Source organism: Pseudomonas sp. JZ114 (genome assembly GCF_051027705.1).
Taxonomy (GTDB): Bacteria; Pseudomonadota; Gammaproteobacteria; order Pseudomonadales; family Pseudomonadaceae; genus Chryseomonas; species Chryseomonas luteola.
Genome location: NZ_CP069256.1, coordinates 1,175,811 through 1,201,533 on the forward strand (window position 1 = coordinate 1,175,811; position 25,723 = coordinate 1,201,533).

General features: G+C 56.0%; 24 protein-coding genes, 1 tRNA gene and 1 pseudogene. 15 read left to right on the forward strand and 11 right to left on the reverse strand.

Annotated features, from left to right (window positions below):
- The first annotated feature begins 3 nt into the window (after nucleotides 1-3).
- Together erdR and JQR90_RS05515 are read left to right on the forward strand one after the other, a co-directional pair.
- The gene (gene erdR, locus JQR90_RS05510; protein ID WP_010797431.1) at nucleotides 4-651 is read left to right on the forward strand and encodes a response regulator transcription factor ErdR; all 648 of its coding nucleotides are present in this window, start codon (nucleotides 4-6) and stop codon (nucleotides 649-651) included.
- A gap of 55 nt (nucleotides 652-706) precedes the next feature.
- Complete coding sequence (locus JQR90_RS05515; RefSeq protein ID WP_010797432.1) at nucleotides 707-1,087, forward strand: diacylglycerol kinase; 381 nt, start codon at nucleotides 707-709, stop codon at nucleotides 1,085-1,087.
- Here JQR90_RS05515 and JQR90_RS05520 read toward each other — a convergent pair.
- Nucleotides 1,071-2,018, reverse strand: coding sequence for a LysR family transcriptional regulator (locus tag JQR90_RS05520; RefSeq protein ID WP_010797433.1), 948 nt, complete (start codon nucleotides 2,016-2,018; stop codon nucleotides 1,071-1,073). The genes JQR90_RS05515 and JQR90_RS05520 overlap by 17 nt on opposite strands.
- Before the next feature lie 197 nt (nucleotides 2,019-2,215).
- Here JQR90_RS05520 and fpr point away from each other — a divergent pair, with 197 nt between their 5' ends.
- On the forward strand, nucleotides 2,216-2,995 hold the full coding sequence (gene fpr, locus JQR90_RS05525; RefSeq protein ID WP_019364473.1) for a ferredoxin-NADP reductase: 780 nt from the start codon (nucleotides 2,216-2,218) through the stop codon (nucleotides 2,993-2,995).
- A gap of 93 nt (nucleotides 2,996-3,088) precedes the next feature.
- Here fpr and tsaA read toward each other — a convergent pair whose 3' ends face one another.
- The 3 genes from tsaA to JQR90_RS05540 form a co-directional block, all read right to left on the reverse strand.
- Nucleotides 3,089-3,790, reverse strand: a complete 702-nt coding sequence (gene tsaA / locus JQR90_RS05530) for a tRNA (N6-threonylcarbamoyladenosine(37)-N6)-methyltransferase TrmO (RefSeq protein ID WP_037030051.1) — start codon at nucleotides 3,788-3,790, stop codon at nucleotides 3,089-3,091.
- A gap of 47 nt (nucleotides 3,791-3,837) precedes the next feature.
- The gene (locus JQR90_RS05535; RefSeq protein WP_010797436.1) at nucleotides 3,838-4,101 is read right to left on the reverse strand and encodes a hypothetical protein; all 264 of its coding nucleotides are present in this window, start codon (nucleotides 4,099-4,101) and stop codon (nucleotides 3,838-3,840) included.
- A 78-nt stretch (nucleotides 4,102-4,179) separates the two neighbouring features.
- Entirely contained in the window at nucleotides 4,180-6,417 is a 2,238-nt protein-coding gene (locus JQR90_RS05540; RefSeq protein WP_010797437.1) for a heavy metal translocating P-type ATPase, read from the reverse strand.
- A gap of 68 nt (nucleotides 6,418-6,485) precedes the next feature.
- Here JQR90_RS05540 and cadR point away from each other — a divergent pair, with 68 nt between their 5' ends.
- A complete protein-coding gene (gene cadR, locus JQR90_RS05545; RefSeq protein ID WP_010797438.1) occupies nucleotides 6,486-6,950 on the forward strand; it encodes a Cd(II)/Pb(II)-responsive transcriptional regulator in 465 nt (154 codons plus the stop codon).
- 73 nt (nucleotides 6,951-7,023) lie between these two features.
- On the opposite strand, the gene rimO is transcribed toward cadR, so the two are convergent.
- A complete protein-coding gene (gene rimO, locus JQR90_RS05550) occupies nucleotides 7,024-8,349 on the reverse strand; it encodes a 30S ribosomal protein S12 methylthiotransferase RimO (RefSeq protein ID WP_010797439.1) in 1,326 nt (441 codons plus the stop codon).
- 222 nt (nucleotides 8,350-8,571) lie between these two features.
- On the opposite strand from rimO, the gene JQR90_RS05555 reads away from it, so the two are divergent.
- The 6 genes from JQR90_RS05555 to JQR90_RS05580 all read left to right on the forward strand — a co-directional run bounded on the left by JQR90_RS05555 (nucleotide 8,572) and on the right by JQR90_RS05580 (nucleotide 14,297).
- Complete coding sequence (locus tag JQR90_RS05555) at nucleotides 8,572-8,703, forward strand: hypothetical protein (RefSeq protein WP_434140617.1); 132 nt, start codon at nucleotides 8,572-8,574, stop codon at nucleotides 8,701-8,703.
- On the forward strand, nucleotides 8,700-9,446 hold the full coding sequence (locus JQR90_RS05560) for a metal ABC transporter ATP-binding protein (RefSeq protein ID WP_010797441.1): 747 nt from the start codon (nucleotides 8,700-8,702) through the stop codon (nucleotides 9,444-9,446). The genes JQR90_RS05555 and JQR90_RS05560 overlap by 4 nt, the downstream gene beginning before the upstream one ends.
- Nucleotides 9,443-10,312 (forward strand): metal ABC transporter permease, encoded by an 870-nt coding sequence (locus JQR90_RS05565; protein WP_010797442.1) that lies wholly within the window; start codon nucleotides 9,443-9,445, stop codon nucleotides 10,310-10,312. The genes JQR90_RS05560 and JQR90_RS05565 overlap by 4 nt, the downstream gene beginning before the upstream one ends.
- A gap of 13 nt (nucleotides 10,313-10,325) precedes the next feature.
- Nucleotides 10,326-11,216, forward strand: a complete 891-nt coding sequence (locus tag JQR90_RS05570) for a metal ABC transporter substrate-binding protein (RefSeq protein ID WP_073449499.1) — start codon at nucleotides 10,326-10,328, stop codon at nucleotides 11,214-11,216.
- Nucleotides 11,217-11,321: 105 nt separating this feature from the next.
- The gene (locus tag JQR90_RS05575) at nucleotides 11,322-12,233 is read left to right on the forward strand and encodes an aldo/keto reductase (protein ID WP_010797444.1); all 912 of its coding nucleotides are present in this window, start codon (nucleotides 11,322-11,324) and stop codon (nucleotides 12,231-12,233) included.
- A gap of 165 nt (nucleotides 12,234-12,398) precedes the next feature.
- Nucleotides 12,399-14,297, forward strand: coding sequence for a potassium transporter Kup (locus tag JQR90_RS05580; protein ID WP_010797445.1), 1,899 nt, complete (start codon nucleotides 12,399-12,401; stop codon nucleotides 14,295-14,297).
- A gap of 53 nt (nucleotides 14,298-14,350) precedes the next feature.
- Here JQR90_RS05580 and JQR90_RS05585 read toward each other — a convergent pair whose 3' ends face one another.
- The 4 genes from JQR90_RS05585 to JQR90_RS05600 form a co-directional block, all read right to left on the reverse strand.
- Complete coding sequence (locus tag JQR90_RS05585) at nucleotides 14,351-14,656, reverse strand: hypothetical protein (RefSeq protein WP_010797446.1); 306 nt, start codon at nucleotides 14,654-14,656, stop codon at nucleotides 14,351-14,353.
- Between the two features lie 107 nt (nucleotides 14,657-14,763).
- Nucleotides 14,764-16,041 carry a virulence factor family protein gene (locus JQR90_RS05590; protein WP_434140621.1) on the reverse strand — a complete coding sequence of 426 codons (1,278 nt, stop codon included), beginning with the start codon at nucleotides 16,039-16,041 and terminating at the stop codon, nucleotides 14,764-14,766.
- Complete coding sequence (mprF, locus tag JQR90_RS05595) at nucleotides 16,041-18,698, reverse strand: bifunctional lysylphosphatidylglycerol flippase/synthetase MprF (protein WP_010797448.1); 2,658 nt, start codon at nucleotides 18,696-18,698, stop codon at nucleotides 16,041-16,043. Before mprF ends, JQR90_RS05590 begins: the two co-directional genes overlap by 1 nt.
- Nucleotides 18,699-18,858: 160 nt before the next feature.
- Nucleotides 18,859-18,935: transfer RNA gene (locus JQR90_RS05600), tRNA-Met, on the reverse strand.
- 155 nt (nucleotides 18,936-19,090) lie between these two features.
- Between JQR90_RS05600 and JQR90_RS05605 the strand changes: the two genes are divergently transcribed.
- From JQR90_RS05605 to JQR90_RS05620, 4 genes and pseudogenes are all read left to right on the forward strand, one after another.
- Nucleotides 19,091-19,381 carry a hypothetical protein gene (locus JQR90_RS05605; protein ID WP_010797449.1) on the forward strand — a complete coding sequence of 97 codons (291 nt, stop codon included), beginning with the start codon at nucleotides 19,091-19,093 and terminating at the stop codon, nucleotides 19,379-19,381.
- Nucleotides 19,382-19,740: 359 nt separating this feature from the next.
- Nucleotides 19,741-20,646: pseudogene (locus tag JQR90_RS05610) on the forward strand (cache domain-containing protein); the annotation flags it as partial.
- A 180-nt stretch (nucleotides 20,647-20,826) separates the two neighbouring features.
- Nucleotides 20,827-21,552, forward strand: coding sequence for a methyl-accepting chemotaxis protein (locus tag JQR90_RS05615; RefSeq protein WP_434140772.1), 726 nt, complete (start codon nucleotides 20,827-20,829; stop codon nucleotides 21,550-21,552).
- A gap of 157 nt (nucleotides 21,553-21,709) precedes the next feature.
- A complete protein-coding gene (locus JQR90_RS05620; RefSeq protein ID WP_010797451.1) occupies nucleotides 21,710-22,018 on the forward strand; it encodes a hypothetical protein in 309 nt (102 codons plus the stop codon).
- 3 nt (nucleotides 22,019-22,021) lie between these two features.
- Here JQR90_RS05620 and JQR90_RS05625 read toward each other — a convergent pair whose 3' ends face one another.
- Nucleotides 22,022-22,261 (reverse strand): hypothetical protein, encoded by a 240-nt coding sequence (locus JQR90_RS05625; RefSeq protein ID WP_010797452.1) that lies wholly within the window; start codon nucleotides 22,259-22,261, stop codon nucleotides 22,022-22,024.
- Nucleotides 22,262-22,402: 141 nt separating this feature from the next.
- Between JQR90_RS05625 and dinB the strand changes: the two genes are divergently transcribed.
- Nucleotides 22,403-23,464 (forward strand): DNA polymerase IV, encoded by a 1,062-nt coding sequence (gene dinB, locus JQR90_RS05630; protein ID WP_010797453.1) that lies wholly within the window; start codon nucleotides 22,403-22,405, stop codon nucleotides 23,462-23,464.
- On the opposite strand, the gene JQR90_RS05635 is transcribed toward dinB, so the two are convergent.
- Nucleotides 23,447-25,702 carry a putative bifunctional diguanylate cyclase/phosphodiesterase gene (locus tag JQR90_RS05635; protein ID WP_010797454.1) on the reverse strand — a complete coding sequence of 752 codons (2,256 nt, stop codon included), beginning with the start codon at nucleotides 25,700-25,702 and terminating at the stop codon, nucleotides 23,447-23,449. The genes dinB and JQR90_RS05635 overlap by 18 nt on opposite strands.
- Between the last annotated feature and the right edge of the window lie 21 nt (nucleotides 25,703-25,723).

The following is a 25,723-nucleotide window of genomic DNA, read 5'->3' on the forward strand; positions in this document are numbered from 1 at the left end:
CCGATGGCCGCCTATCAGATCCTCATCGCGGATGATCATCCGCTGTTCCGTAGCGCCCTGCAGCAAGCCTTGACGCTTGGCTTGGGGCAGCAGGCACAGCTGGTGGAAGCGGCAAGTATCGCCGAACTCGAGGCTCAGCTGGCGCACAAGACTGATTGGGATCTGGTCCTGCTCGACCTCAACATGCCGGGCGCCTATGGTTTTTCCGGACTAGTGCTGCTGCGCGGGCAATACCCACAGATTCCGGTGGTCATGGTCTCTGCTCAGGAAGACGCCGCTGTAGTGCAGCGCGCACGGGAGTTCGGTGCCAGTGGTTTCATACCTAAATCCAGCGATCTGGAAACGATCCAGCAAGCCGTACGCCTTGTGCTGGATGGTGATACCTGGTGGCCGGCCCAAGGAGAGGGTGCTGCGAACCTCAGCGAAGAAGCCAAGGCTGCGAAGGCCGGATTATCCAGCCTGACGCCCCAGCAGTTCAGGGTGCTGACCATGGTATGCGATGGCCTGTTGAACAAGCAGATTGCCTATGAACTCAGCGTGTCGGAAGCCACAGTAAAAGCGCATGTAACGGCGATCTTCCGTAAATTGGGTGTGAGAACCCGAACGCAGGCTGCCCTGTTGCTGCAACAGCTCGAATCAACTCCAGGCTGATGAGTTTTCACGCTTTTTCGACACGCTACAGGCTAGTCTTCTATTGAGTCGCTGCATGGAGCCTGGTGTGATATCTCCCTATAAAGGCAAGACCGGCCTTAAACGTGTCATCAAGGCTACGGGCTATTCCCTGGCCGGTCTGAAGGTGGCTTTCAAAGGAGAGGCTGCCTTCCGCTCGCTGGTGCTGATGAGCTGCATCCTGATCCCGCTGGCCTTTTGGCTGGATGTATCGCGAGGCGAGCGGGCAATCATGGTGGGTGTCTGCCTGCTTTCGCTGATTGTTGAGCTGTTCAATGCCGCTATCGAAGCCGTGGTGGACCGGGTCTCGCTGGAATGGCATGAGTTGTCCAAGAACGCCAAGGACTTGGGCAGTGCGGCTCAATTCGTGGCAATGTGGATGATTGCAGCCGTCTGGTCGATCATTCTGCTGGGGTAGCACGCTCCTTAAAGGGGGCCAGCAAGATCTGGTCGCTACGTGCAATACCCTCGGTAAGCTTGCGACACAGTGCCAGGAATTCGGTCATGGCTGCCGTCTGGTATTTCTGGCGGTGCCAGATAAAACAGAACTGACGACGCAAATCCAGGCTGGGAGTTTCGATTGGGACAAGACTGCCGCGCTCGAAGGCATCGCGCAGGGCAAGCCTCGAGATGCAACCGATGCCCAGACCTGATTCCACTGCCCGAATAATGGCCTCTGTATGCTCCAGCTCCAGGCGAATATTCAGGGGCGCTGCATGATGACGCATGGCCTGATCGAACGTCAGGCGAGTACCGGAGCCTTGCTCCCGAAGAATCCAGGCCTGATCAATCAGCTCTTCCAGACCTACCGTTGGATGGTTGGCTAAAGGATGTTGCGGAGCACAGAAGATTACCAGCTCATCTTCAATCCAAGGGTGGACTTCAATATCCGCGTCCTGGCAATCCCCCTCAATCAGGCCTAGATCAATATCATGGTTAGCCACGCGCTGTACGATATGCGCTGTGTTATGAACATGCAGGCGCACTCGGCAATCGGGATGACGTTGCATGAAATCACCCAGCAGGAGCGTAGCCAGATAGTTGCCAATAGTGAGCGTGGCGCCGACTTCCAGTGAGCCGAATCCGGTCTTGCCCCGTAGCAGGTTCTCGATCTCGTCGCTGCGGTCGAGCAAGGCAACTGCCTTGGGCAATAACTGGCGGCCCAAGGCATTGAGGGTCAGCCGTTTGCCTGCACGGTCAAAGAGTTTGCAGTCGAACTGACGCTCTAGCTCTCCCAAGGCCGTGCTGGTTGCCGATTGTGAGAGCGCAAGCGTCTCTGCCGCGCGGGAAACACTTTCCAGGCGGGCGACGCCGACGAAAACTTCGAGTTGACGCAACGTGAATCTCATATCTGCTCACTGGATAACCGATATCCGAATTATTCATTTTACGGATATTCTTGCGTTATATAAAATGCCGCGCAAATGCGCTTGGTCGCGTCCTTTTTGTCAAACCCGATCCAGAGCGGTCACACGTGCAGGTAGTCCCGCCTCCGCGAGACAGAGCCGGGCATCAGCGTCTTTGGGCAGGTGATTAGGAGTTTTTCATGAGCAATCTGTACACCGAGCGCGTCCTGAGCGTTCACCACTGGAACGATACACTGTTCAGCTTCAAGACGACCCGTAATCCGGGGCTGCGTTTCGAGAACGGCCAGTTCGTCATGATTGGACTGGAAACCGAAGGTGGCCGTCCGCTGATGCGCGCCTACAGTATCGCCAGTCCCAACTATGAAGAGCACCTGGAATTTTTCAGCATCAAGGTTCCGGATGGTCCGCTGACCTCCCGCCTGCAGCACCTGAAGGAAGGCGATAACCTCATGGTTAGCCGCAAGCCTACCGGTACGCTGATTCTGAGCGACCTGAAGCCTGGCAAGCACCTTTATCTGCTATCCACCGGCACCGGCATGGCGCCGTTCCTGAGCACCATTCAGGATCCGGAAACCTATGAACGTTTCGAGAAGGTGATTCTGGTTCACGGTGTACGTTATGTAAATGAACTGGCCTATGCCGACTTCATCACCAACGTACTGCCTGAGCATGAATACTTTGGCGATATGGTTCGCGAAAAGCTGATCTATTATCCGCTGGTGACGCGTGAAGAATTCCGCAACATGGGTCGTCAGACCGATCTGATGCGCAGCGGCAAGTTATTTGAAGATATCGGCCTGCCTCCGATCAATCCTCAGGACGACCGTGCGATGATTTGCGGCAGCCCTAGCATGCTGGACGAAACCAGCGAAGTGCTGAACGAGTTTGGTCTGACCATCTCTCCACGTATGGGTGATCCGGGTGACTACCTGATCGAGCGTGCGTTCGTCGAGAAGTAAGCGCTACCCGCGTTATCGAAACCCGCCCTGGAGGCGGGTTTTTTGTGTCTACGGTAAGGGCTGGTCAGGCGCAGAAAAGCTTTTGACCCAGACTCAGTCATTATCTGCACGCTCGATATCCAGAATACGGATGACATTGGACTCCGGATAATGCCAATGGACGTCTACATCCCATAGGCGAACACCATAACGGCGGTCAGGCGGCGGGACTTGATAGGCCGGACGAGGGTCCTGAGTCAGGCATTGCTCAATCAGAGCGGCCAATGGCTCGTTCAGACGCTTTCCATGCTGCTCCGCCTGCACGCGGGCCTCGTGCGTCCAGAGGACCGGAATCCCATCGGGAGGTGCACTGGCTATGGTATTAAAGGCAGTTGGAATTGCATCGGCGTAGGGCACGTAAGGCTTGATGTCCAGCACCGGGGTACCGTCCAACAGATCGATACCTGAAAGCCTGAGCCGGCCCGGCTCGATAGCGTCCAGTGTTACCACAGATTGCCCAATACCATTGGGACGGTGAGTGGCACGCGTCGCAAAGACACCCAGGGAACGGTTCCCTCCCAGGCGGGGAGGACGTACTTTAAGACGCGGTTTCTCTTCCAATGTCTGGTGAAAGAGGAACAGCAGCCAGACATGACTGACGTGTTCTAGCCCCTGTACAGCATCCGGGTGGTCGAACGGCGGCACAAACTCCAATACACCTCGGGCAGCCGGAGCCAAATGGGGCTGGCGAGGGATGGCGAACTTCTCCTTGAAACAAGAGCGGATATGGCCGATAGGGGAAACGCTATAAGTCATGGGGAGCGTCATAAGGGAGACAGGCTGGCTATTTTAGCCTGTCTGGCTCAAGTATGACTCTCACGCATAGCCTTTGAAGTATTCAGCTGGTTACGGCGAACACCACGGATGTTCATGAATGCCAGCCCCAGTTGCAAAACGATCAAGGCATACGCCTGTGTATGCAGGCCCCAGGTGATCCATAATCCATTGCTGGCAAGAAAGCACCAGAACCCAAGGTTTCGGCGGTTTTCACGTTGGGAAGCAACCAGCCACGCTGCGATCAGGGTCACGGCCATGGCTGGCCATTGCAATAAATCGATGTAATCCATGAAACATTCCTGCTGACAGACCTTATGCAGAGCGCTCTATCGGCAGGTGAGTTCCAACAGCGTGTCGGCGGTCATCCATCAATGATGTCGAATCAGTCGCAGGCCGTTTGCAACCACAATCAGGCTGGTACCCATATCGGCGAAGACAGCCATCCAGAGCGTGGCCTCGCCCATGATTGTCAACGCTAAGAATATCGCCTTGATTCCCAAGGCTAGTGCAATATTCTGCATGAGAATGCGGTGCGTGCTACGGGAGAGGCGAATGAAGTCCGGCAGTTTGCGCAAATCGTCATCCATCAGTGCCACGTCTGCCGTTTCGATAGCCGCATCGGTACCGGCGGCGCCCATTGCAAAACCGATGTTAGCCCGAGCCAGAGCAGGGGCGTCGTTGATGCCATCGCCAACCATACCGATTACAGCACCGCTCCGTTGCTTTTGCTCCAAAATCGCAAGCTTGTCCTCGGGCAGTAACGAGCCATGCGCTTCATCGATGCCTACCTGACCGGCAATACGGTCTACGCTGTGAGGGTTATCGCCACTGAGCACCAGGGTTTTTATGCCTAACGCATGAAGTGCTGCGACAGCGCTCTGGCTGGTTTCCTTGACTTGATCAGCAATGATGAACAGCGCCAGTACCTCCTGTTGGCTGGCAAGCGCCACCACACTTTGACCTGTCTGCTCGAGCGATTCGATACGGTGCCGTAGATTCTCGGAGGCCAGCCCTTCGCGCTCCAACAGGCGGCGATTACCCAGAAAGTAGAGCTGATCCTCTATACGGCCTTGCACGCCTTGTCCTGCCCGGGCTGAGAAATCCCGTACGTCTTTTAAGGCAATACCTTCTTGCAACAGAGCATGGCTCAAAGCCTGTGAAGCGGGATGATCTGAGCGCAAGGACAAACTGGCCGCCCATTCCAACGCCTGACTCTTCTGTCCGGTGAGTACGATGCGGTCGACCAACTGCGGCTTACCCTCAGTAAGCGTGCCGGTCTTGTCGAGGGCAATCCACTTAAGCTGGCGGCCTTGCTCAAGAAATGTCCCACCTTTCACCAAGATGCCACGTCGTGCGGCAGCCGAAAGCCCGCTGACAATTGTGACCGGTGTTGAGATAACCAAGGCGCATGGGCAGGCAATAACAAGCAATACCAGCCCTTTATAGAGCCACTCCAGCCAACCTCCCCAACCCAGCAGGGGAGGCAACAGGGCAACCGCAACGGCAATGAGAACAACCGCTGGCGTATACAAGCGAGAAAAGCGATCTACAAATCGTTGAGTAGGCGCGCGCGCGCTTTGAGCCTGCTCTACGGCGTGGATAATGCGAGCCAGGGTACTTTCGTTGGCTCGATGGGTAACACGATACTCCAAGCTGCCCTCACCATTGATGGTGCCGGCAAACACGGTATCGCCGGGAGCCTTGTCGACCGGCAGGCTTTCGCCTGTAATAGGCGCCTGGTTGACACCTGACTGACCGGATTCCACCTCTCCATCCAATGCAATTCGCTCCCCCGGTCTTACCCGAATGAGCGCGCCGGGTTGGACCTGTTTGGCTGGCAGTGTTGCCCAAGTACCATCCGCCTGTCGTACGGTCGCGTTTTCTGGTGTCAATGCCAGTAATCCCTGGATGGCATTGCGGGCACGGTCCAGTGAGCGTGCCTCGATCACTTCAGCGATGGCAAACAGTACGCTGACCATGGCCGCTTCAGGCCAGTGGCCAATTAACAGGGCGCCGGTGACCGCAATGCTCATCAATGCATTGATGTTAAGAGTGCGCTGCCTAATAGCGATCCAACCTTTGCGATACGCCGGTAGACCAGCCAGGGCAATGGCGGCCAATGCCAGGAATGCTACAGCGAACTCAGGCACAGTACCCAACCACTCACCGACTTCGGCTGTCAGGGCAGTAGCCAAGCCCAGGCCCAGCGGCCACCAGGGTTTTGCCGCTGGTACTGCAGGGGCTTGCTCATCACCTTTCAGTTCAACAGCCTGCATGCCCAGCCGATTGATCTGGGTCTTTAGCGGTTCTGCATCGGGGTAGCGATGGCGAACGCGTAGGCTGCGCTGAATCAGGTTGAATTCCAGTGCTTCGACCGCCTTCAGCTTGGCGAATGCATCACGGATCAGCTTCTCTTCAGTCGGGCAATCCATGGCATCGATACGCAGGCTTGTCCACTTGGAGTGATCAAGCACCTCGGGCTCGGTAACGCCCGGTATAGGATTGGACTCAAGCGAAATCTTTGTGTGACTGTCGCAGCAGGTCTTTACCTGAGGCTCACAGCAGGACGATGGTTTGGGTCCGCAACAGGATGAATCATGCGCCATGACAACCTCCATTGACGTTAGGGTTGTCATTGCACACCCTGTAGCTACTACAGGGTCAAGGAGGCGTTATGAAAATAGGTGAATTGGCCAGCCGAACGGGATGTTCCGTGGAAACCATTCGGTATTACGAGCGTGAGGGACTGCTGCCAGCGCCTGTTCGCAGCGCGGGAAACTACCGTCAATACAGCGAGGCCCATCTGGAGCGATTGACCTTTGTTCGGCATTGCCGCTCCCTGGACATGACGCAAGACGAGATCCGCTCCTTATTACAGTTGCGGGATCAGCCTGAGCCGGACTGCTGTCGGGTCAATGATCTGATCGAGGACCATATTCATCATGTGGAGGTGCGTATCCGTGAACTTACCGAACTACGCAGACAGCTCATGGCGTTGCGTCAGCAATGCTCAGGCAAGGTATCCAGCGATATATGCGGCATCATTCGGGAGCTGCAACAACCCGCTGGACCTTCAGCGATCGAGGAGGCCTGTAGCCATGCGGGGCATGACCATGTGCCAGGAGTGCACAGACGATAGGGTAGGCCGGTCGGCATAGGGCACCCATAAAAAAAGCCCTGCAATCGCAGGGCTTTTCGAGGTTGTGGCTGCGTTACAGTGTCTCGGCCCACAGGTCGTATTCGTCTGCGTCGGTTACGCGTACCCATACCTTGTCGCCTGGCTTCAGGTCGTGTTCGCTATTGACATACACATTGCCGTCGATCTCCGGGGCATCGGCATAGGAGCGGCCAATGGCGCCTTGTTCGTCGACTTCGTCGATCAACACTTCAATATCCTTTCCAACCTTCAATTGCAGGCGAGCCGCAGAAATGGCCTGCTGATGCGCCATGAAGCGCTCCCAGCGATCCTGCTTCACGTCATCCGGTACGGCACCTTCCAACTCATTGGCCGGTGCGCCTTCCACAGGGGAATACTGGAAGCAGCCCACACGATCCAACTGAGCTTCGGTCAGCCAATTCAGCAGGTACTGGAAATCCTCCTCCGTCTCACCAGGGAAGCCCACAATGAATGTGGAGCGAATGGTCAGCTCCGGACAGATCTCACGCCACTTCTTGATACGGGCCAGGGTGCGGTCCTCGAAGGCAGGACGCTTCATGGCCTTGAGAACTTTGGGGCTGGCATGCTGGAAGGGGATATCCAGGTAGGGCAGAATCTTGCCCTCGGCCATCAGCGGAATGATGTCGTCCACGTTCGGGTAGGGGTAGACGTAGTGCATACGTACCCAGACGCCCATGCTGCTCAACGCCTCGCATAGTTCCAGCATGCGAGTCTTGACCGGCTGGCCATTCCAAAAGCCGGTACGGTATTTGAGGTCGACGCCATATGCACTGGTGTCCTGGGAGATGACCAACAGCTCCTTGACTCCGGCCTTGACCAAACGCTGAGCCTCATCGAGCACATCGCCGATCGGGCGGCTGACCAAATCGCCACGCATGGACGGGATGATGCAAAAGCTGCAGCGATGGTTGCAGCCTTCGGAAATCTTGAGATAGGCGTAGTGGCGGGGGGTGAGCTTGATGCCCTGCGGCGGTACCAGGTCGACCAACGGATTATGCTCGCGCTTTGGCGGCACTACCTCATGGACCGCGGTCACCACCTGCTCATACTGCTGCGGACCCGTTACCGCCAGTACGCTCGGATGTACATCACGAATCGCAGATTCTTCCACCCCCATGCAGCCGGTCACGATGACCCGGCCATTTTCAGCCAGGGCTTCGCCGATCACTTCCAGAGACTCGGCCTTGGCGCTGTCAATGAAACCACAGGTATTGACCACCACCACGTCGGCGTCCTCGTACGTGGGAACAACCTCGTAACCTTCCATGCGAAGCTGGGTCAGGATGCGTTCGGAGTCGACCAGAGCTTTAGGGCAGCCGAGGCTGACAAAGCCGACTTTGGGCGTGGCGGGGGTGGACATGGCTAACCTCAGGAGGTGCGCAGAACGCGCTGATGATCAAAAAACGCGCGATTTTAGCGGTGCGCGCCCGGACTGAGAAGAGGCATTTGGCGCTTTTACTCGGATTAACCTGCGCTTCGTCAGTTATCGGGTTTGGCTTGCCCGAGGCTGAACCGCTAGACAGGCATAACTAGTGATAGGGTATTTATTATGTTATAAAGTAACAATAACGAGGTGGTTTATATGTCATCGAATTCTTCCCTTACGTTCAAGGCGTCCTTTCTGACCCAGTCTGCCTGGGCCCGTTTAGGGGTGTCGATCGTGCTGCTTCTACTGCTATGGGCTGCTATCCACTGGGCGGTATCCATCCCATGAGTGCCTGTATTTCATTAAATGACTTAACGGTTGCCTACGAGCGTCATCCCGCCGTACATCATGTGTCGGGTTGCTTTGAAGCGGGCAGCCTCACCGCTATTGTGGGCCCTAACGGCGCAGGCAAGTCAACTCTGATCAAGGCCATGGTCGGCATGCTGCGACCAGTAGGGGGCGGCGTCGACCGAAAGGCCTTGTCTGCCTCGGCCATCGGCTATCTGCCCCAAGCGGCTGAAATTGACCGAACCTTTCCGCTGACGGTTCTCGACACGGTTGCCATGGGCGCCTGGAGACGCATCGGCATATTCGGTGGAATGAGCCGGGGCCAGCTGCAGCAAGCCCATGAGGCGCTGATTGCCGTCGGGCTGGAAGGTTTTGGGCACCGCCTGATCGGTTCCCTGTCGGCAGGCCAGTTCCAGCGCGTATTGTTCGCACGGCTCCTGCTGCAGGATGCGTCAGTCATCCTTCTGGATGAGCCGTTTAATGCCATCGATGCACGCACGACCCGCGATCTGCTTGATCTGGTTCGGCGCTGGCATGGTGAGGGGCGCACCGTCATCGCTGTTCTGCATGATCTTGAGCAGGTAAAGCAGCATTTTCCCAGTACATTACTGTTGGCTCGCGAAACCATTGCCTGGGGGGATACCCGAACGGTGCTGACCCAGGAGAATCTGCGGCGTGCCCGGAATATGGCTGAGGACTGGGATGAACAGGCCGACGTCTGTGATGAGAGGCGCCGCGCATGATGTTGTATCACGCCTTGTTCGAGCCGTTTGTCGAGTTCGGATTCATGCGTCGCGCCTTGGTCGCCTGCATGGCGCTAGGGCTGGGCTCAGGTCCGGTCGGTGTATTGCTCATGCTCAGGCGCATGAGTCTGGTAGGGGACGCCATGAGTCATGCGGTCCTGCCGGGGGCTGCCATCGGTTTTCTGGTCGCTGGGCTTTCCTTGCCAGCCATGGGCCTGGGTGGGTTGGTAGCCGGCTTGACCGTAGCCCTGTTGTCTGGGTTGGTCAGTCGTTTTACTTCGCAGCGTGAAGATGCCAGTTTTGCGAGCTTCTACCTGACCTCTCTCGCCGCGGGTGTCTTGATCGTCTCGCTAAGAGGCTCGAATATCGACCTGCTGCATGTCCTGTTCGGTACGATCCTGGCGATTGATGATGCCGCGCTCTATCTCGTAGGGGGCATCGCCTCTGTGACACTTCTCCTGCTGGCCGTTATCTATCGTCCGCTGGTGCTTGAGTGTTTCGATCCTGGATTCCTGCGGGCCGTAGGTGGCAAGGGCTCGCTTTATCACTTCCTGTTTCTGCTGCTGGTCGTGCTCAACCTGGTCGCAGGCTTTCAGGCGCTTGGAACGCTTATGGCGGTCGGCCTGATGATGTTGCCTGCCACCGTAGCGCGCTTCTGGGCTCGCTCGTTGCCCGGACTGATGCTGGTGGCGAGTCTGGTTGCCATACTGTCCGGCTTTATCGGCTTGGTTGTTTCGTACCACCTGGGCGTGGCCTCGGGTCCGTCCATTGTTCTGACGGCCAGTACGCTTTACATCTTCTCGTTAATTTTCAGCCCTCTGGGCGTCGTTCGCCGTTTCTTCCCTAAACCCCATCTATCCCGTTGAAAGGAGTCATGTCATGCGTCTCACGTTGTGGAGCGGGGCTGCTGCCTTGCTGTTGTCAGCGCTTTCCAGTTTTGCCCAAGCCAAGCCGGTAGAAGCCGTTGCGTCATTCACGATCCTGGCCGATATGGTTCACCAGGTAGGAGGCGAGCGGGTTCATGTCACCTCATTGATCGGGCCCAACGGCGATCCTCATGCGTATGAGCCGACGCCTAACGATGCCAAAGCGCTCAAGGCCGCCGATGTAGTATTTATCAATGGACTTCATCTTGAAGGCTGGATGGATCGTCTGATCCAGGCATCAGGGTATAACGGTACCCCTGTCGAGCTGTCGGACGGTATCAAGACTCGTATGCGACAGAAGAACGGCAAGACCGTAGTGGATCCCCACAGCTGGAACAGCGCTGCCAGTGGTGTTGTTTATGTTCAAAACATCATCAAGGCCCTCAAGCGCATAGACCCCGAAGGCGCTGATCAATACGAAGCCAATGGTCAACGCTATATCGATCAGCTAAAGGCGCTGGATGCGTATACCAAGCAGCAGATCGAAGCCGTGCCGAAGGCGCAGCGTAAGGTGCTTACCTCCCATAACGCGTTTGGCTATTTCGGTGATGAATACGGTGTGACATTCCTGTCTCCCCTGGATCTTTCTACCGAATCTGAAGCGTCTGCCCAAAAAGTGGCCAATCTGATCCGTCAGATCAAGGAGGAGCACATCACGGCTTATTTCATTGAGAACTCGAACGATCCGCGTCTGGTGCAGCAGATTGCCCAGGCAACCGGGGCTCGTGCCGGTGGCGAGTTATATGTCGAGTCGCTGTCCAAGGCGGACGGGCCTGCGCCTACCTACCTGAAAATGTTCCGTTACAACGTCGATAAGATGGTTGCAGCCATGAAAGGAGAGTAACGGGCTTCGTTTCATTCAGCCACGTAACAAGGCGTGGCAGATGGAACTCCTGAATCACAAGAACCGTCCTTTTAGGACGGCTCTTGCTTGAATCCGGAGAAAACAATGACGACTCGCCGCCGCTTCATGCAATATTCCCTGTGCGCCTCGTCGGCGCTGCTCTTGGAAGCCATGTTGCCTCGTCTTGTGCTTGCACAGGCTGGCATGCTGAGGCGGCAGATTCCCTCTACCGGCGAGCAACTCCCTGTCATTGGCCTTGGAACCGCCGATTCCTTCAATGTCGAAAGCACTCCACAAGCCTTAAAGCCGTTGGCTGACGTGCTTGACCGTCTATTTCAGGCGGGAGGCACTGTTATCGATACGGCGCCGAGTTACGAGAAATCCCAGGGCGTCATTGGTACGTTGCTGGCGCAGCAGGGACGTGCTGAAAAGGCGTTTCTGGCTACCAAGGTAGAAGGGCGCGAGAGCAGTATCGAAGAGATCCAGCAGGAAATGGCGGACCTCAAGGGCGCTCCTATTGATCTGCTGCAAGTGCATAGCATGATCAATTACAAGACGCTGCTCCCGTTGCTACGAGAGATGAAGCAGCAGAAAATGATTCGATATGTAGGGATTACCCATCACTCAGAAATGGCTCAGGATCAGATGATGGACCTGGTCGCTTCGGAGCCGATGGACTTCATTCAGATCAATCTCAATCCCCAAGATACCAAAGCCGAAGAAAAGCTGTTGCCTCTGTGTCAGGACAAGGGCGTAGCGGTCATGATCAATCGCCCGTTCCTGGACGGCCGTCTGTTCAACCAAGTAGCAGGCAAGCAGCTTCCGGCATTCGCGTCCGATATCGGCTGTGCTTCCTGGGCGCAGCTGATGATCAAGTACTCAATTTCGCATCCTGCAGTTACCTGCATTATTCCGGCGACCTCAAACCCGGCCCATATGGCAGAAAACGCACTGGCCGGAACCGGTGAGCTGCCCGATGAGTCCATGCGCAAGCGCATCGCGGAATATTTCCAGTAAAGTGTCAGGTAATCGCTGGACACTTTTAAGCAGGATTCAATACGCCGGGTGGGGTAATGACCATGCCTTGGTTGCGTTGTGCACACATAATCTTGGCAATCCGTACTTGATCCTGCCGCCACATCGGAGCAGGATGCGCCCGTTTCGATAAACCCGGAGTCTTGCATGAGTCAAGCTGCTTCCCAGGCCCATGGTGAAAAGGGAGCCTCGGCCATAGGTATGGCCATCGCGGCCGCGGGTATCGTCTATGGCGATATTGGTACCAGCCCGCTGTATACCCTCAAGGAGGTGTTTTCTCCTACGTATGGCCTGGCGCCTACCCACGATAGCGTCCTGGGTATCCTGTCCCTGATCTTCTGGTCGTTGATCTGGGTCGTGACGATCAAGTATGTCTTTTTCGTTCTGAGGGCGGATAACCAGGGCGAGGGCGGCATCATGGCCTTGACTGCATTGGCAAGGCGGGCGTCCGCACCGTTTCCAAAATTGCAAATGGTGCTGGTGCTGCTGGGGTTATTTGGTGCCTCGCTGTTTTACGGCGAAAGCATGATTACACCGGCCATTTCGGTACTGTCTGCTGTAGAAGGCCTGGAAGTAGCCTTTTCTGGACTTGATCATATTGTGGTGCCAGCGGCAATCGTTATCCTGGTCGGACTCTTCATGCTACAGCGGGGCGGTACTGCCAAGATTGGCAAGCTGTTCGGTCCGGTTATGGTCCTCTGGTTCACCGTGCTAGGCGCATTGGGTATTTATGGCATTCTGCAGGCGCCTGAAGTCCTCAAGGCTTTGAACCCATGGTGGGCATTCAACTTTTTCATCGTACACCCCGGACTTGGCATCGCTATTCTGGGCGCTGTTGTGCTGGCGCTGACAGGGGCTGAGGCGCTGTATGCCGACATGGGCCATTTCGGCCGCAAACCTGTCGCGCGCGCCTGGCTCTTCCTGGTGCTGCCCGGATTGGTGCTCAATTACTACGGGCAAGGTGCCTTGGTTCTGATCGACCCAGAGTCTGTACGCAATCCTTTCTACCTGCTCGCACCTGAATGGGCATTGATCCCAATGGTCGTCCTGGCGACTTTTGCCACGGTCATTGCCTCACAGGCAGTCATCTCAGGTGCGTTCTCCATTACCCGTCAGGCAATCCAGCTGGGGTATGTACCGCGTATGCAAATCCTGCATACCTCAAGTCATGAACAGGGCCAGATTTATATTCCTGCCATGAACTGGGCGCTTCTGACAGGCGTTATCCTGTTGATCATTGGATTCGAGTCCTCTGGCAACCTGGCCGAGGCCTACGGCATTGCCGTCACGGGAACGATGCTGATCACAACCTGCCTGGTATCTTCGGTAGCGCTGCTGCTATGGAAATGGCCTCGCTGGTTCGCCATTCCGATGCTCATTGGATTCTTCATTGTCGACTCGCTGTATTTTGCAGCCAACGTTCCAAAAATCGTGGCAGGCGGTGCATTTCCTGTCATTGCGGGCATCATCCTGTTCACGTTGATGACCACATGGAAGCGCGGCCGGCAGATTCTGGCTGAACGGCTGGATGAAGGGGCACTACCGCTACCGATCTTTATCGGCAGCATCCGCTCCAATCCGCCTTTCCGTGCCAAGGGGACAGCCGTCTTTCTGACAGCGCGGCAAGACGCCGTTCCACACGCCCTGCTTCATAACATGCTGCACAATCAGGTATTGCATGAGCAGGTGGTGTTGCTGACCGTTATCTATGAAGATACGCCGCGGGTTCCTGTCAGCCGCCGTTTCGAGGTGGACAGCTATGGGGACGGTTTCTACCGTGTTCTCTTGCATTATGGCTTTATGGACGAGCCCGACGTGCCGGCTGCGCTCGCATTGTGTCACCTGGAAGACCTCGATTTCACGCCCATGCGGACGACGTACTTCCTTAGCCGTGAAACGGTCATTGCGTCGAATAATCGTTTGGGAATGGCTCGCTGGCGAGAGAATTTGTTTGCCTTCCTTATGAAGAATGCCAGCGGCAGCCTGCGTTTCTTCAACCTGCCAGTTAACCGGGTAATCGAGCTGGGTACTCAGATCGAGATCTAGCAGCCAAGTCGCAGATATAAAAAAGCCGCCTTGGGGCGGCTTTTTTATTGGGATCAGTTGAATACAGGTGGAGGCAGGGCATCCGGGTCGGTAATGAACGGCATCTCCCATGGGTCCAGCGATTGACCCAACTGGGAAAGCTCTTGCCGAACATTCTCGATAAAGCCTTTAAGCTGCAGCGGATCGCTGTACTGTGCAGCGGTCACCTCAGGGACCGCCAAGACCTCTTCTCCTTCATGCCCGATTACGCTGAAGCCAAAGCTGTCAGCCTGGGGGTTGGCTGAAATAACACAACCCAGCGGAGTGAAGGCATCTACAACCAGTTTTTCAGCAGCATCCAGCGAAAGGGGAGTGGTCATGGGCGTCCTCGTTCAAAGGTTGAGAGCCGGTAGACCACTGATCGCACGCGTTCTTTCCGACCACTCGTCCCCAGCCGAGGATGTGTTCCATCGGCTGGGCGTCCTGGTTACGGTGTGCGTGTACGAGCCTCGATGGCGTTTATCATGTGGCGTGCAAGCTTGTCGTAGTCATTATCGAAATGGTGACCACCGGGTAACTCAAGCTTTTCGAAATTGGCTCCAGGCTGCGTGCAACCGCTCTCGTCCTTTTCTTCCGCACCGTAAATGCAGTAGATCTTGCTGGCAGGCACCTTGACCATCTCCGGTCCGGTTTGCATCTCGTCACCAGCCTTGCCCAGCCAGCCCTCAACCTGGATTTCAAAATCACCGCTACGGGCAAAGGCCAGCAGCACCATGGCCGATACCTGTTCCTGATCTGTTGCAGGTAAACGGTTATAGACCGCCGGAAGCAGATCCGCGCCAAATGAGTAGCCGGCCAGGACGAAGCGTTTCGCGCCCCAACGCTCACGGTATGTCTGCATCAGATGGGACAAGTCTGTCGCCACCTGTTCCGGGCTTTTGTGTTCCCAGAAATAGCGCAAGGTATCGATACCTACAACTGGCCACCCGTTTTCTGCCATGGTCTGTGCCGAATCACGGTCAAGATCACGCCAGCCACCATCGCCGGAATAAAAAAACGTCACTGTATCCTTGTGCGCGGCCGGCTCTTCAGCCGGGACCTCTACAACAGGGACATCGCCACCCTGACCGAGCAGCTGACGTTGAAGCTGGGTACGCAAAAGCGTAACCAGTGGTGTGCCGTAATCACTGATAGTGGTAGCGGCATTATCCTGGCCGCGGACAAAGCGAGCAGTCTCATCGCCTGGGTTATCGTTCCAGGCGAGATGCCATTTACCGTGTTCGGCTTTCTGTGGCAGCGGATCAGAGCAGTCGGGCTCGTCGAGCTTTGTACCGACCGACAGGGCGCTGACCTTGTCATCCTGTTGCCCGGCCAGCCAGCGCCAGGCCAATGATCCACCCGCATCGATGCCTGCCACCATGGTAGGCGCTCCGCCAAGATGGCTGATGGCGTCTTCCAGGCTGGCGCGTTGCGCGGCACATGCCTTGCTCTCGGGCAGCTCATACTGGACCAGCATGGACTTGGTGTTTTTGGCCAGGGTTAGCAGGTCAGCATCGGATAACTGCTGTTCAGCGGGGTTTGCAACAACGACTCGGGTCAGTGGCTTGCCGGCAGGCCTTGCGACGGTTACGACGCTCTGATCATCCTGTACGTGTACCTCAAGGCTGGCGGTACTGGGCCAGCGATGAAACCACCACCACAGTGCCGCTGCGGTAATGACAATTATCAACAGAAGAAAAAGCAACCCGCGTTTACGTCTAGTCATCAACGTTTTACCAGTCCTGTAATACCGCCTGCAATCAACGCAGCGGTGTCAGCCAAGGCGACCAAGGGATCAAGTCCTGCTGGAACGGCCAGATAGCGAGGCTCCCATTCCGGATCGAACTTATCTTTGAACCGTCTCAACCCCTGAAAGTTATAGAACTGCTCGCCACGTCGGAACACCATGGCCCCTAGACGCTGGGTCAGAGGAGCACCACGGCGTGGATGCAGTCCCGCCAATGGCACCATCCCCAAGCTGAAGCGTTCCAGGCCTCGCTCCTTGAAGTGCAGGATAAGGCCGAGCATGAGGAACTCCATGGTCAGTTTGGGCGCATCAGCTGCCACTCGCATCAGGTCGATACTGGCCAGCTCTGGCCGATCGGTTTCCAGAAGATTAGCAAACGCTACCGCTTTTCCCTGAAACCGAACGACAGCAATGCGGAAGTGCTGCAAATACTCCGGGTCGAAACGACCAAGTGAAAAACCCTTCTCGCGGACATGTTTACTCTCCAGCCAGATATCGGAGATAACTTTTAGCTCTTCGAGAGGTGCCTGACCCGGCTCATGGAACTCGATGAGCAGTCCATCCCGCTGGCCTCGGTTCCAGGTGTAGCGCAGGTCTTTCTTACCCTTGCTGTCCAGATCGAATGTTTTGAGATTGACGCGGGCTTCCTCACCCAACTTCAGTGCGGTGAGACCGATGTCCATGTAGAAAGGCAGATTCTCGGCACGAACCTGATAGAACACAGGTCGTGCATGGTGCATGTCGCATAGATCGCGAAATTTCCAGATCAACTCGGCTCGTGTCTGAGCGGAGCCGATGGGATCAAACAGGGCGATCATGCTACGGCCACGACGGCCATACATCAGAAAAGCATTTTCCGTTTCATGAAACAGCAAGGCCTTGTCGCCTGTCATGGCCAAGCCGCCATCAGGCTGCTCAGATGCTTTGACGGCGTCCAATGCCTTTTGCAGATCTTCTATGGTAGGCAGCGTAATTTCTGGCGGTGCAGCCCGCAAGAGCCAGCCGAGTGACAGGGCCAGTAGTAGCACCACGCTGCCCATGGCTGCTCGTGCACCTCGCGGGGCGCCTTCCTCCAGCGTAAATTGCCACCAGAGCTGGTTGTCGTAGGACGCATCCTGGTAAACAAACAGGAGCAACCAGATAGATGCCGCCACGACGCACAGGCTTGCAACGACGTACAGAGGTGAAAAGGGCAGTTCCAGTAAGCGGCTCCGGCGGTAGAAGGAGCGGCGGAACGTAGCCAGGAGGGCAGCCGTAATCGCCAGGATCGATGCCTCCTCCCAATCAAAGCCCTTTAGCAGCGAAAGCAGGGAGCCTACCAGCAACAGCACCAGGGTGAGTACCCAGGCGGCCGAGAGCCGCCGCCGCAGGCCTTGAGCCAAGAGTAGGCACACAACTCCGATCAGGCTGGCTCCCAGATGCGAGGCTTCAATAAGACGCTGTGGCAGCAGGAATCCGATACCTTTCAGACGCGTATCGATCTCTGGCGTAACGCCTGAAAAGAGCAGTACGACCCCTGAGAAAAATACCAGGACTGACAGAACGGGGGCTGCAAGGCCAGAGGCAACACGGATGGCCGAGCTGCCAGATAGAAAGCGCTTTCCCTCGGTCAGCAGCAGGACAAGGCAAGCGATGACCAGGGGAAGCAATACATAAATGATCCGGTACAGCAGCAGGGCCGCTGCCAGGGGAGCTGTCCCGATCTTGTCCGAAAAAGCGGCTAGCAAAACGGCTTCAAATACCCCAACGCCGCCCGGAACATGGCTAAGCACACCTGCTGCGAGTGCCAGCAGATACACCAGCATGAATGCACCCAGCGGTGGTGCCTCGGGCAGTAATAGATACAGCACTGTGGCGGCAGCCATGACGTCCAGGGCTGTGATCACCAACTGCAGGGCGCTTAGCTTGAAGGTGGGTAAGCGCAGGGTCTTACGGCCCAGGCGGAACAGGCGACTATCAGGCGAAGGCTGCTCGTCCAGGGCTCGCTTGCGAAGGAATACAATGCCTATGGCATAGATCGAGAGAATGGCAATCGCAATGCCAGCTACCAGAGTAGGTGAAAGACGCAGGGCTGTGGAGGCCGAAGGCAAATCACTTAATGCTGCAACCGCAGCCAGAGGGGGCAGTGCCGTTCCCAGTGACAGGCTGGCAAAGAATGTCATCTGGGCCACTTCAATGGCGCTCAGGCCTTGGCGGGCATAGAGACGATAACGAACCGAGCCGCCAGACAGCATGGACAGGCCAACTGCATTACCAATGGCGAAGGCGGTAAGTCCACCCAGCGCCAGGGTCTTGCCTGGTAGATGAACGCCGGCGAAGCGACTGGCAGACCATTCGTAGCCAAGCAGAATGAGAAAGCCCACAGCCGTTGCCGCGACGGCCCCCATAATAGCGTGCGAGGGGATACCCAGCAGTGCAGTGTGGAGAGAGGGTAGATCAATACTGCTGACCAGATGCCAGCACACAAGCAGGGCGACGCCAAACAGGAGCAGTGTCAGGCCCAGCTCAAGAGGTTCTTTATAGGCCGTAATGCGCTCTAGCAGGCGCCAGGGCAATGCTTGCGGAGGAGAAGAGGGTGAAGGTGATGAATCGGATGAAGAAATAGCAGACTTGTTTACAGGATCGTTGGCGCTCATGAAAGCCCCTCAGGGAAACTGCGCGTCAGATTAGTCACATACAGACTTTTGCCAAGCCCCATGTATCAAAAAAATGGAAACTCTTTGAATATTGAAGGCTAAAAGGAATAAAAATTCGACACAAACAAAAAAGCCACTCGATTGAGTGGCTTTTTAAATTTGGTTGCGGGGGCAGGATTTGAACCTACGACCTTCGGGTTATGAGCCCGACGAGCTACCAGACTGCTCCACCCCGCTTCTGATGTGGCCAGTATACGGGTTTAAAAAATGATGTCAACAAAAAATTCAATGCTGACAATGATTTGCTGAAAGCCTTATCACGAGGACTTATGAATGCACCTTTATAGGTAGCGCATTGCCTAAAGAGGGTATCCCTTCATCGGAGTGCCGAAATGAAACCGCAATGGCTGATAAATACCTCCATGACACTGGCTTTACTGTCACCGCTAGCCATGGCCCAAACGGCTGAATCAGGGCGTACCCCTCAGGACACCGCGCATGACCCACAGCATGTCGAAGTTATTTCACCAGAGGCGCAGGAGGCCGAGCAAAACCAGCGGGGCGTTGAGCTGCCGGAAAACAGAGTCAATCAAGGGGCTACTCGAAGCGATCCGCTTGCCCGGGAACGGCAAGAAATCGACAACGATATGGAGCTAGATCGCAAGCAACCGCTAAACAACTGAAATGCGGCCTGTATCCCGTGGCCTGGATTAGGGCGATAAACGGTGACCAAAAAAGGATTTTTTGCATTGCCGAGGTGGTCATTTGAATAGGCTCTGGTTATTCCAGTGTCTCCCTGGCGGTTTCAACGTCGCTGTCGGCCGCCAGGGCTTACCTCTGCTCTAGAGCAGAGGCGTACCTGGTAACCTTTTTACCATTAAAGTTATCACGATAACGGTCGATAAGATCTGGACCTTCATGCCATTTCAACGGCTTGCCGAAATTGTTGTCCAGAGGCTGCGCTATGCTCCAACGTTTGAAATTTAGCCATAAGATATTGGCGACGGCCTCTATTGTGCTGATCGTCGCCTTCTCATTATTCATGAGCTATAACGATTACCTGCAGCGAAAGACGATTACGCAGGACCTGTCGTCCCGCCTGGACGAGCTGGGCACCAGTGCATCAGCAAATATCGTTAACTGGCTCAATGGGCGAATCACTCTACTTGAAGGTGAGGCCCAGGCTATCCAGAACAATGCCTCTCCTGAAGGAGTGTTTTCCATCCTTGAGCAGAAGGCCTATCTCTCCAGCTTCGAGTTCACCTATCTGGGACATGCCGATGGTCAGTTTTCCATCCGTCCTTACGATGAAATGCCTGCCGGTTACGATCCCCGTACCCGTGATTGGTATGTTGCCGCTCAGTCGCAGGGCCGCTCCTTATTGACGGAGCCTTATGTTGATGTGGGTAATGGAAAGCTGGTCATGACGCTGGCTACGCCTGTCATGAAGAACGGCACCTTGGCGGGTGTTCTGGCTGGCGATCTGAGTCTGCAGACGATGGTGGGTATCGTCAATTCGCTCGACCTGGGCGGTATCGGCCATGCGATTCTGGTGAATAGCGAAGGCAAGGTACTGGTCAGTCCCAGGAAAGAGGAGGTGATGAAAAGCCTCGCTGAGCTGTTTCCCGCCGGTGCGCCTGCACTGGATGGCGCGCTCAAGCGGGTCGAGCTGGACGGCAAGCCTCAGCTTATGGTCTTCAAACCAGTCACCGGTCTGCCATCGGTCAACTGGTACCTGGGCCTGATGGTTGATGAAGAGAAAGCCTACGCCCCGCTCAAGGAGTTCAGAACCTCGGCCGTGCTGGCCATGGTGATTGGCGTTGTGCTGATCATGCTGCTCCTGGGTGTGCTGATCCGTGTGCTGATGCGTCCGCTCACGACCATGAGCCAAGCGATGCAGGACATCGCACAAGGAGAGGGCGACCTGACCCGGCGTCTGGCCATCAATAGCCAGGACGAGTTTGGTGTGCTGGCCGCTGCCTTCAACCGCTTTGTCGAGCGTATCCATGGCTCGATCAGCGAAGTATCGGCCAGTACCCGCCAGCTCAACGAGGTCTCCCGTCAGGTGCTGGCGGCCTCCAACTCCTCGCTGCACAACTCGGACAACCAGGCCGGACGTACCGGAAGCGTGGCGGCAGCCATTAACCAGCTGGGCGCCGCCACACAGGAGATCGCCCGCAACGCTGCCGATGCGTCCGTACAGGCTACCAGTGCCCGGCAGCAGGCCGAGGAGGGTCGCCGCGTACTGGGCCAGACCCTGACGGCAATGGAAACCCTGTCCGCCAACATCAGCGCCTCCTGCGGCCGTATCGATGAGCTGAACCAAAAGACCACCCGCATCGGACATATCCTGGAAGTGATCCAGGGCATTTCCGAGCAGACCAACCTGCTGGCGCTAAACGCTGCGATCGAAGCTGCACGGGCAGGCGATGCCGGGCGTGGTTTTGCGGTGGTAGCGGACGAGGTGCGTGGTCTGGCATATCGTACCCAGAGTTCGGCCCGAGAGATCCAGAGCATGATTCAGGAGCTGCAAACCGGGGCGAGCGAAGCGGTTTCCACCATGACCGAAAGTCAGCGCTTCAGCGAGGACAGCATGACCATCGCGCAAAAGGCCAACGAGCGGTTGGGCTCGGTAGCCGAGCGCATTACCGATATCGATGGCATGACCCAGTCGGTGGCGGCCGCTACGGAAGAGCAGAGCGCGGTGGTGGAGTCGCTTAATGTCGACATTACCGAGATCAACTCGCTCAACCAGCAGGGCGTGGAAAACCTGAACGCGACCCTGGGCGCTTGCCATGCCCTGGAACAACAGGCCAATCGCCTCGATCAGCTCGTTTCAAGTTTCAGAATCTAACGATAGAGAGGCGGGCAGGTTTCCTTGCCTGTCTCTCGTTATTGCGACGCCTCGATTATCGGGGCGCTGCTATTTATATGTGCCGATTCAAACCGTTCATGGTCTTAGCTTTCAAGACGCTCTATGCCGCTACATTCATCTATTCGAGAGGCTGACCATGTACCTGATCCAATTGCTGCTGCCCCTTTATGACAACGATGGCCGCGATCTCCCTAAAACGCTATTTAGTGAGGTGCGCAATGAGCTTGTTGAAAAGTTTGGCGGGTTGACGGCATTCAGCCAGGCTCCGGCGAAAGGACTATGGCAGGAAGACGAAAGCCATACGGTACGGGATGAATTGATCATTTATGAGGTGATGGCCGACGCGCTGGAGCAGGTGTGGTGGCAGCAGTACCGGGCCTCGCTCGAGACCCGGTTTCGTCAGGAGACGGTGGTAGTCAGGGCCCACACTATCAGCCTATTGTAAAGTTTATTTATCCAGCTTTTTCTCGACTTCATCCAGCTTACGGTTCAACTCACCGACCTGGCTGTCCAGCTCCTTGTTCGATACCGGAGTGATGACCTTGTCGATGGTATGAGTGCCAGGCTCAGGACTTTCCAGATCGCTTACCGCCTCTTCGGGTAGCTTGCGCTGTGCATGAGCTTCGTCGCGTTTAGCGACCTGATCATGGTCATGGGACTTGTCGAGTTTATCCGTGCGATCAGTCATGGCGGCTCCTGGTTATCGTAATGTTCTAGAATTCCGAGTGTCGCGAGGCCGCTAAAGTTTCGGAGAACCGCTGGGTGGGTAAGGGCGTATAGCGCATAATACAGGCGCAGCGGTGTTAGCGAACCTGTCGAGCATGAGGGTATGACGCAGAGAAAAATCATCCATATCGATTGCGACTGTTTTTATGCCGCCGTCGAGATGCGTGACGACCCTCGCCTGGTAGGCCGGCCAATCGCCGTCGGTGGTACTCCCGATCGGCGTGGCGTGGTCGCAACCTGCAATTATGAGGCGCGTGCATACGGGGTGCGTTCGGCAATGGCCTCCCATCAAGCCCAGCGGCTGTGCCCCGACATTATCTTTGTGCGCCCGCGCTTTGATGTCTACAAGGCGGTATCGCGTCAGATCCATACGATATTTCGTGATTTTACCGATTTGATCGAACCGCTTTCCCTGGATGAGGCCTATCTCGACGTTTCGGACAGTCCGCATTTTTCCGGCAGTGCAACCCGAATTGCGCAGGAGATTCGCCGACGTGTGTGGGAAGAACTTCATATCACTGTTTCAGCTGGTGTGGCGCCAAACAAGTTTCTGGCCAAGATTGCGAGCGACTGGCGCAAGCCGAACGGGCTGTTTGTTATTACCCCACCGGAAGTGGCCGCGTTTGTGGCTACTCTGCCTGTTGCCCGGTTGCATGGCGTAGGCAAGGTGACGGCTGAAAAGCTGACGCGCCTGGGAATCGAGCGGTGCGAGCAGTTGCTCGAGTGGGGACGCCTTGCATTGATCAAGGAGTTTGGTCTGTTTGGCGAGCGGCTGTGGAATCTGGCTCAGGGAATTGACGAACGATCGGTCCAGGTGGATAGCCGACGTCAGTCGGTCAGTGTTGAAAACACCTTCGAGCATGACCTGCCTGATCTGGCCGCCTGTACGGCCCAGCTGCCCGCTTTGCTTGAAGAGCTGGCCGGGCGGCTTGGCCGACTGGATACCCATTACCGGCCGGAAAAACCTTTCGTCAAGGTCAAGTTTCACGACTTTACCCAAACCACCCTTGAGCAGGCCGGGGCTGGGCGGGATATCGATAGTTATCGACGGCTTCTGACCCAGGCCTTCATGCGGGGAGGCAAGCCGGTTCGCCTGTTGGGCGTAGGGGTAAGACTGATCGATTTGCGGGAGGGCGCCCGCCAATTGTCACTCTTTGAAGAGTAACCCGGGCGCCAGATACCGCTCGGTCAACGTGGACGCATCGACCGGACGGGAGAACAGGTAACCCTGGTAGAGATCGCATCCCAGGCTATCCAGGAGCGCCAGTTGTTCATTGGTTTCCACCCCTTCGGCAACGACTTTCAGATCCATCAGGCGCGCCAGGGCGATCAAGGTCTTGATCAGCGTTTCCTGGCGCTCGCTGCCAGGAACGTCGGCCAGGAAGGAGCGGTCAATCTTCAAGCTCGAAATAGGCAAGTGGGTCAGGCGGCTGAGTGACGAATAGCCAGTGCCAAAGTCATCCATGGTGAGTCGATAGCCGCTGGTTTCGAGGGTCTTGAGGTTGGTCAGCGTGGTTTCGTTTTCATGAAGCAGGCTGCTTTCAGTGATTTCGATTTCCAGGTCATGAGGGGTCAGCCCGTATCGTTGCAGGCAGCCGGAAAACTTTTCGGCCAGACCTTCCGTTGCGACTTCCTGAGCGGACAGATTGACTGCCACCAGTGGTGCGGTACCCAGGTCGCGTTTCCAGCGTGCAATCTGGGCACATGCCATATCACGAACATAGGCGTCCAGCGTATGGATCAGTCCACTTTCCTCGGCTATGGCGACAAACTGATCGGGTGGAACGGGACGGCCGTTGGGGTCCGTCCAGCGTACCAGTGCTTCCACACTGTGAAGGTTGCCTTGAGCATCGACCCGAGGTTGATAGTGAAGAAAAAGGGCGCGGGTTTCGATGGCCTTTCTCAGTTCCAGCAACAGCTCGGTTCGCTCGAACGTGCGCTGCGCCAGGGTGGAGTCATAGGTGGGTAGCAGCGTATCGCCATGGGGATTCTTGAGCGCATGACTGCTACGCTCGATCAATTGCAGCGCATTGGTCGCATCCTGAGGATAGAACGCGGTTCCAAGATCAGGCGCCACATCAATAAGATGTCGGTCGATCTGCAAATGCGGAGGTAGGCTGCTCTTGAGTTCATGTAGCCGATCAAGGCCGATTTCGATGCTGTCCAGCTCGGTGAGAACCACCAGAAACGTGGCGCCCTTGAGGCGAGCTACCAGATTCTTTCGTGGCAAGCGACTCAGGTGGTGCGCAAAGGCCTGCAGGTACTGATCGCCGACGTCCAGGCCATACTTGGTATTGATGTAGGTCAGGTGAGGAAGGCGAATGGTCAGCGCGGCCAGTGGCTTCGAGCCCGTCTGGCCAATTGCCTGCTCCAGTCTCTTGATGGCGCCGCTGCGGTTCAGTACGCCTACCAGCGGGTCCAGAATGCTCAGGCGCTCGGAGTTACGCAGTTCGCTTTGCAAAGCATGCAGATGGGTAATGTCACGCAGTTTTACCAGTACATTCTGATTGGATGTCGGCTGGCTGATACGAAGATTGAGCCAGCGAGGTTTAGTTCTACCCTGGACCTGCCATTCCTGCAGGGAGTCGTCCGGAACCAGTTTGACCGGCTCACCTTGTTCATTGCGTACTAGATTGCCCAAATAAACCTGACTCTCGATTACCCGCGCTGGTAGCCCCAGCAAGGCAGCCGCTTCGTCATTGAGTTTGAGGATCAGTCCATCGCTTCGGCAGAGCAGAAAGGCGCCCAGGTGGGAAAACACCTCATTGTAAAGTTGCTGGCTGTATTGCAGCGCCTGATTGAGCTGATGCTGGCGTCGCTGCGCATTGGCCAAGGTGGTTATGAGACGAGCAATGGCAAGCGGAATACACACGTTGAACAGCATGAACAGAAGCAAATGCAGGTAGTTGCGCGTGTAGTTCAACGACAGGTTTATGCCAAACAGATGAGGTATGGGGGTGTCGCTCAACAAAAGGTAAAGAGGCAGCAGATTGGCGACGCACAGCACCAGATAAACGCGCCAGTTGAAAAAGATCAGCGCCAGCAGCGGTGTGGCATAAATAATAAGGATGCCAGCCTTGGCTTGCTTGTAGTCGACGAAGAACAGGCTACACAGACCGAGTGCGTATAGGACGAAGATCAAGACCGTACCGCTAAGCCGATAGGAGCGTGATCTGAAAGCGAAGAGGCTGAAGAAGGCGCCAAGAAAGACGGCTTCCATTATCAGAACGTAAGGGCGACCGGCCTCTAGTGCCTGATAGGTACAGTGGATGAAAATAAGGGCAACCAGCACGATACTGCTGAGTGCCAGTACCCGCAGCGTGCTGGTTTTCCAGATAAAGTCAGGTGTTGGGGTTTGTCTGGATTCATCCAACAATAAAAAACGTCGGAGCCGATGAATCACTATAGATAGCCTGTCTGACAG

What these genes read in the sequence shown, in the direction of transcription:
- erdR (WP_010797431.1), top strand. Translation starts at nt 4, where the DNA reads ATGGCCGCCTATCAGATCCTCATCGCGGATGATCATCCGCTGTTCCGT.
- JQR90_RS05515 (WP_010797432.1), top strand. Translation starts at nt 707, where the DNA reads ATGGAGCCTGGTGTGATATCTCCCTATAAAGGCAAGACCGGCCTTAAA.
- JQR90_RS05520 (WP_010797433.1), bottom strand. Translation starts at nt 2,018, where the DNA reads ATGAGATTCACGTTGCGTCAACTCGAAGTTTTCGTCGGCGTCGCCCGC.
- fpr (WP_019364473.1), top strand. Translation starts at nt 2,216, where the DNA reads ATGAGCAATCTGTACACCGAGCGCGTCCTGAGCGTTCACCACTGGAAC.
- tsaA (WP_037030051.1), bottom strand. Translation starts at nt 3,790, where the DNA reads ATGACTTATAGCGTTTCCCCTATCGGCCATATCCGCTCTTGTTTCAAG.
- JQR90_RS05535 (WP_010797436.1), bottom strand. Translation starts at nt 4,101, where the DNA reads ATGGATTACATCGATTTATTGCAATGGCCAGCCATGGCCGTGACCCTG.
- JQR90_RS05540 (WP_010797437.1), bottom strand. Translation starts at nt 6,417, where the DNA reads ATGGCGCATGATTCATCCTGTTGCGGACCCAAACCATCGTCCTGCTGT.
- cadR (WP_010797438.1), top strand. Translation starts at nt 6,486, where the DNA reads ATGAAAATAGGTGAATTGGCCAGCCGAACGGGATGTTCCGTGGAAACC.
- rimO (WP_010797439.1), bottom strand. Translation starts at nt 8,349, where the DNA reads ATGTCCACCCCCGCCACGCCCAAAGTCGGCTTTGTCAGCCTCGGCTGC.
- JQR90_RS05555 (WP_434140617.1), top strand. Translation starts at nt 8,572, where the DNA reads ATGTCATCGAATTCTTCCCTTACGTTCAAGGCGTCCTTTCTGACCCAG.
- JQR90_RS05560 (WP_010797441.1), top strand. Translation starts at nt 8,700, where the DNA reads ATGAGTGCCTGTATTTCATTAAATGACTTAACGGTTGCCTACGAGCGT.
- JQR90_RS05565 (WP_010797442.1), top strand. Translation starts at nt 9,443, where the DNA reads ATGATGTTGTATCACGCCTTGTTCGAGCCGTTTGTCGAGTTCGGATTC.
- JQR90_RS05570 (WP_073449499.1), top strand. Translation starts at nt 10,326, where the DNA reads ATGCGTCTCACGTTGTGGAGCGGGGCTGCTGCCTTGCTGTTGTCAGCG.
- JQR90_RS05575 (WP_010797444.1), top strand. Translation starts at nt 11,322, where the DNA reads ATGACGACTCGCCGCCGCTTCATGCAATATTCCCTGTGCGCCTCGTCG.
- JQR90_RS05580 (WP_010797445.1), top strand. Translation starts at nt 12,399, where the DNA reads ATGAGTCAAGCTGCTTCCCAGGCCCATGGTGAAAAGGGAGCCTCGGCC.
- JQR90_RS05585 (WP_010797446.1), bottom strand. Translation starts at nt 14,656, where the DNA reads ATGACCACTCCCCTTTCGCTGGATGCTGCTGAAAAACTGGTTGTAGAT.
- JQR90_RS05590 (WP_434140621.1), bottom strand. Translation starts at nt 16,041, where the DNA reads ATGACTAGACGTAAACGCGGGTTGCTTTTTCTTCTGTTGATAATTGTC.
- mprF (WP_010797448.1), bottom strand. Translation starts at nt 18,698, where the DNA reads ATGAGCGCCAACGATCCTGTAAACAAGTCTGCTATTTCTTCATCCGAT.
- JQR90_RS05605 (WP_010797449.1), top strand. Translation starts at nt 19,091, where the DNA reads ATGAAACCGCAATGGCTGATAAATACCTCCATGACACTGGCTTTACTG.
- JQR90_RS05620 (WP_010797451.1), top strand. Translation starts at nt 21,710, where the DNA reads ATGTACCTGATCCAATTGCTGCTGCCCCTTTATGACAACGATGGCCGC.
- JQR90_RS05625 (WP_010797452.1), bottom strand. Translation starts at nt 22,261, where the DNA reads ATGACTGATCGCACGGATAAACTCGACAAGTCCCATGACCATGATCAG.
- dinB (WP_010797453.1), top strand. Translation starts at nt 22,403, where the DNA reads ATGACGCAGAGAAAAATCATCCATATCGATTGCGACTGTTTTTATGCC.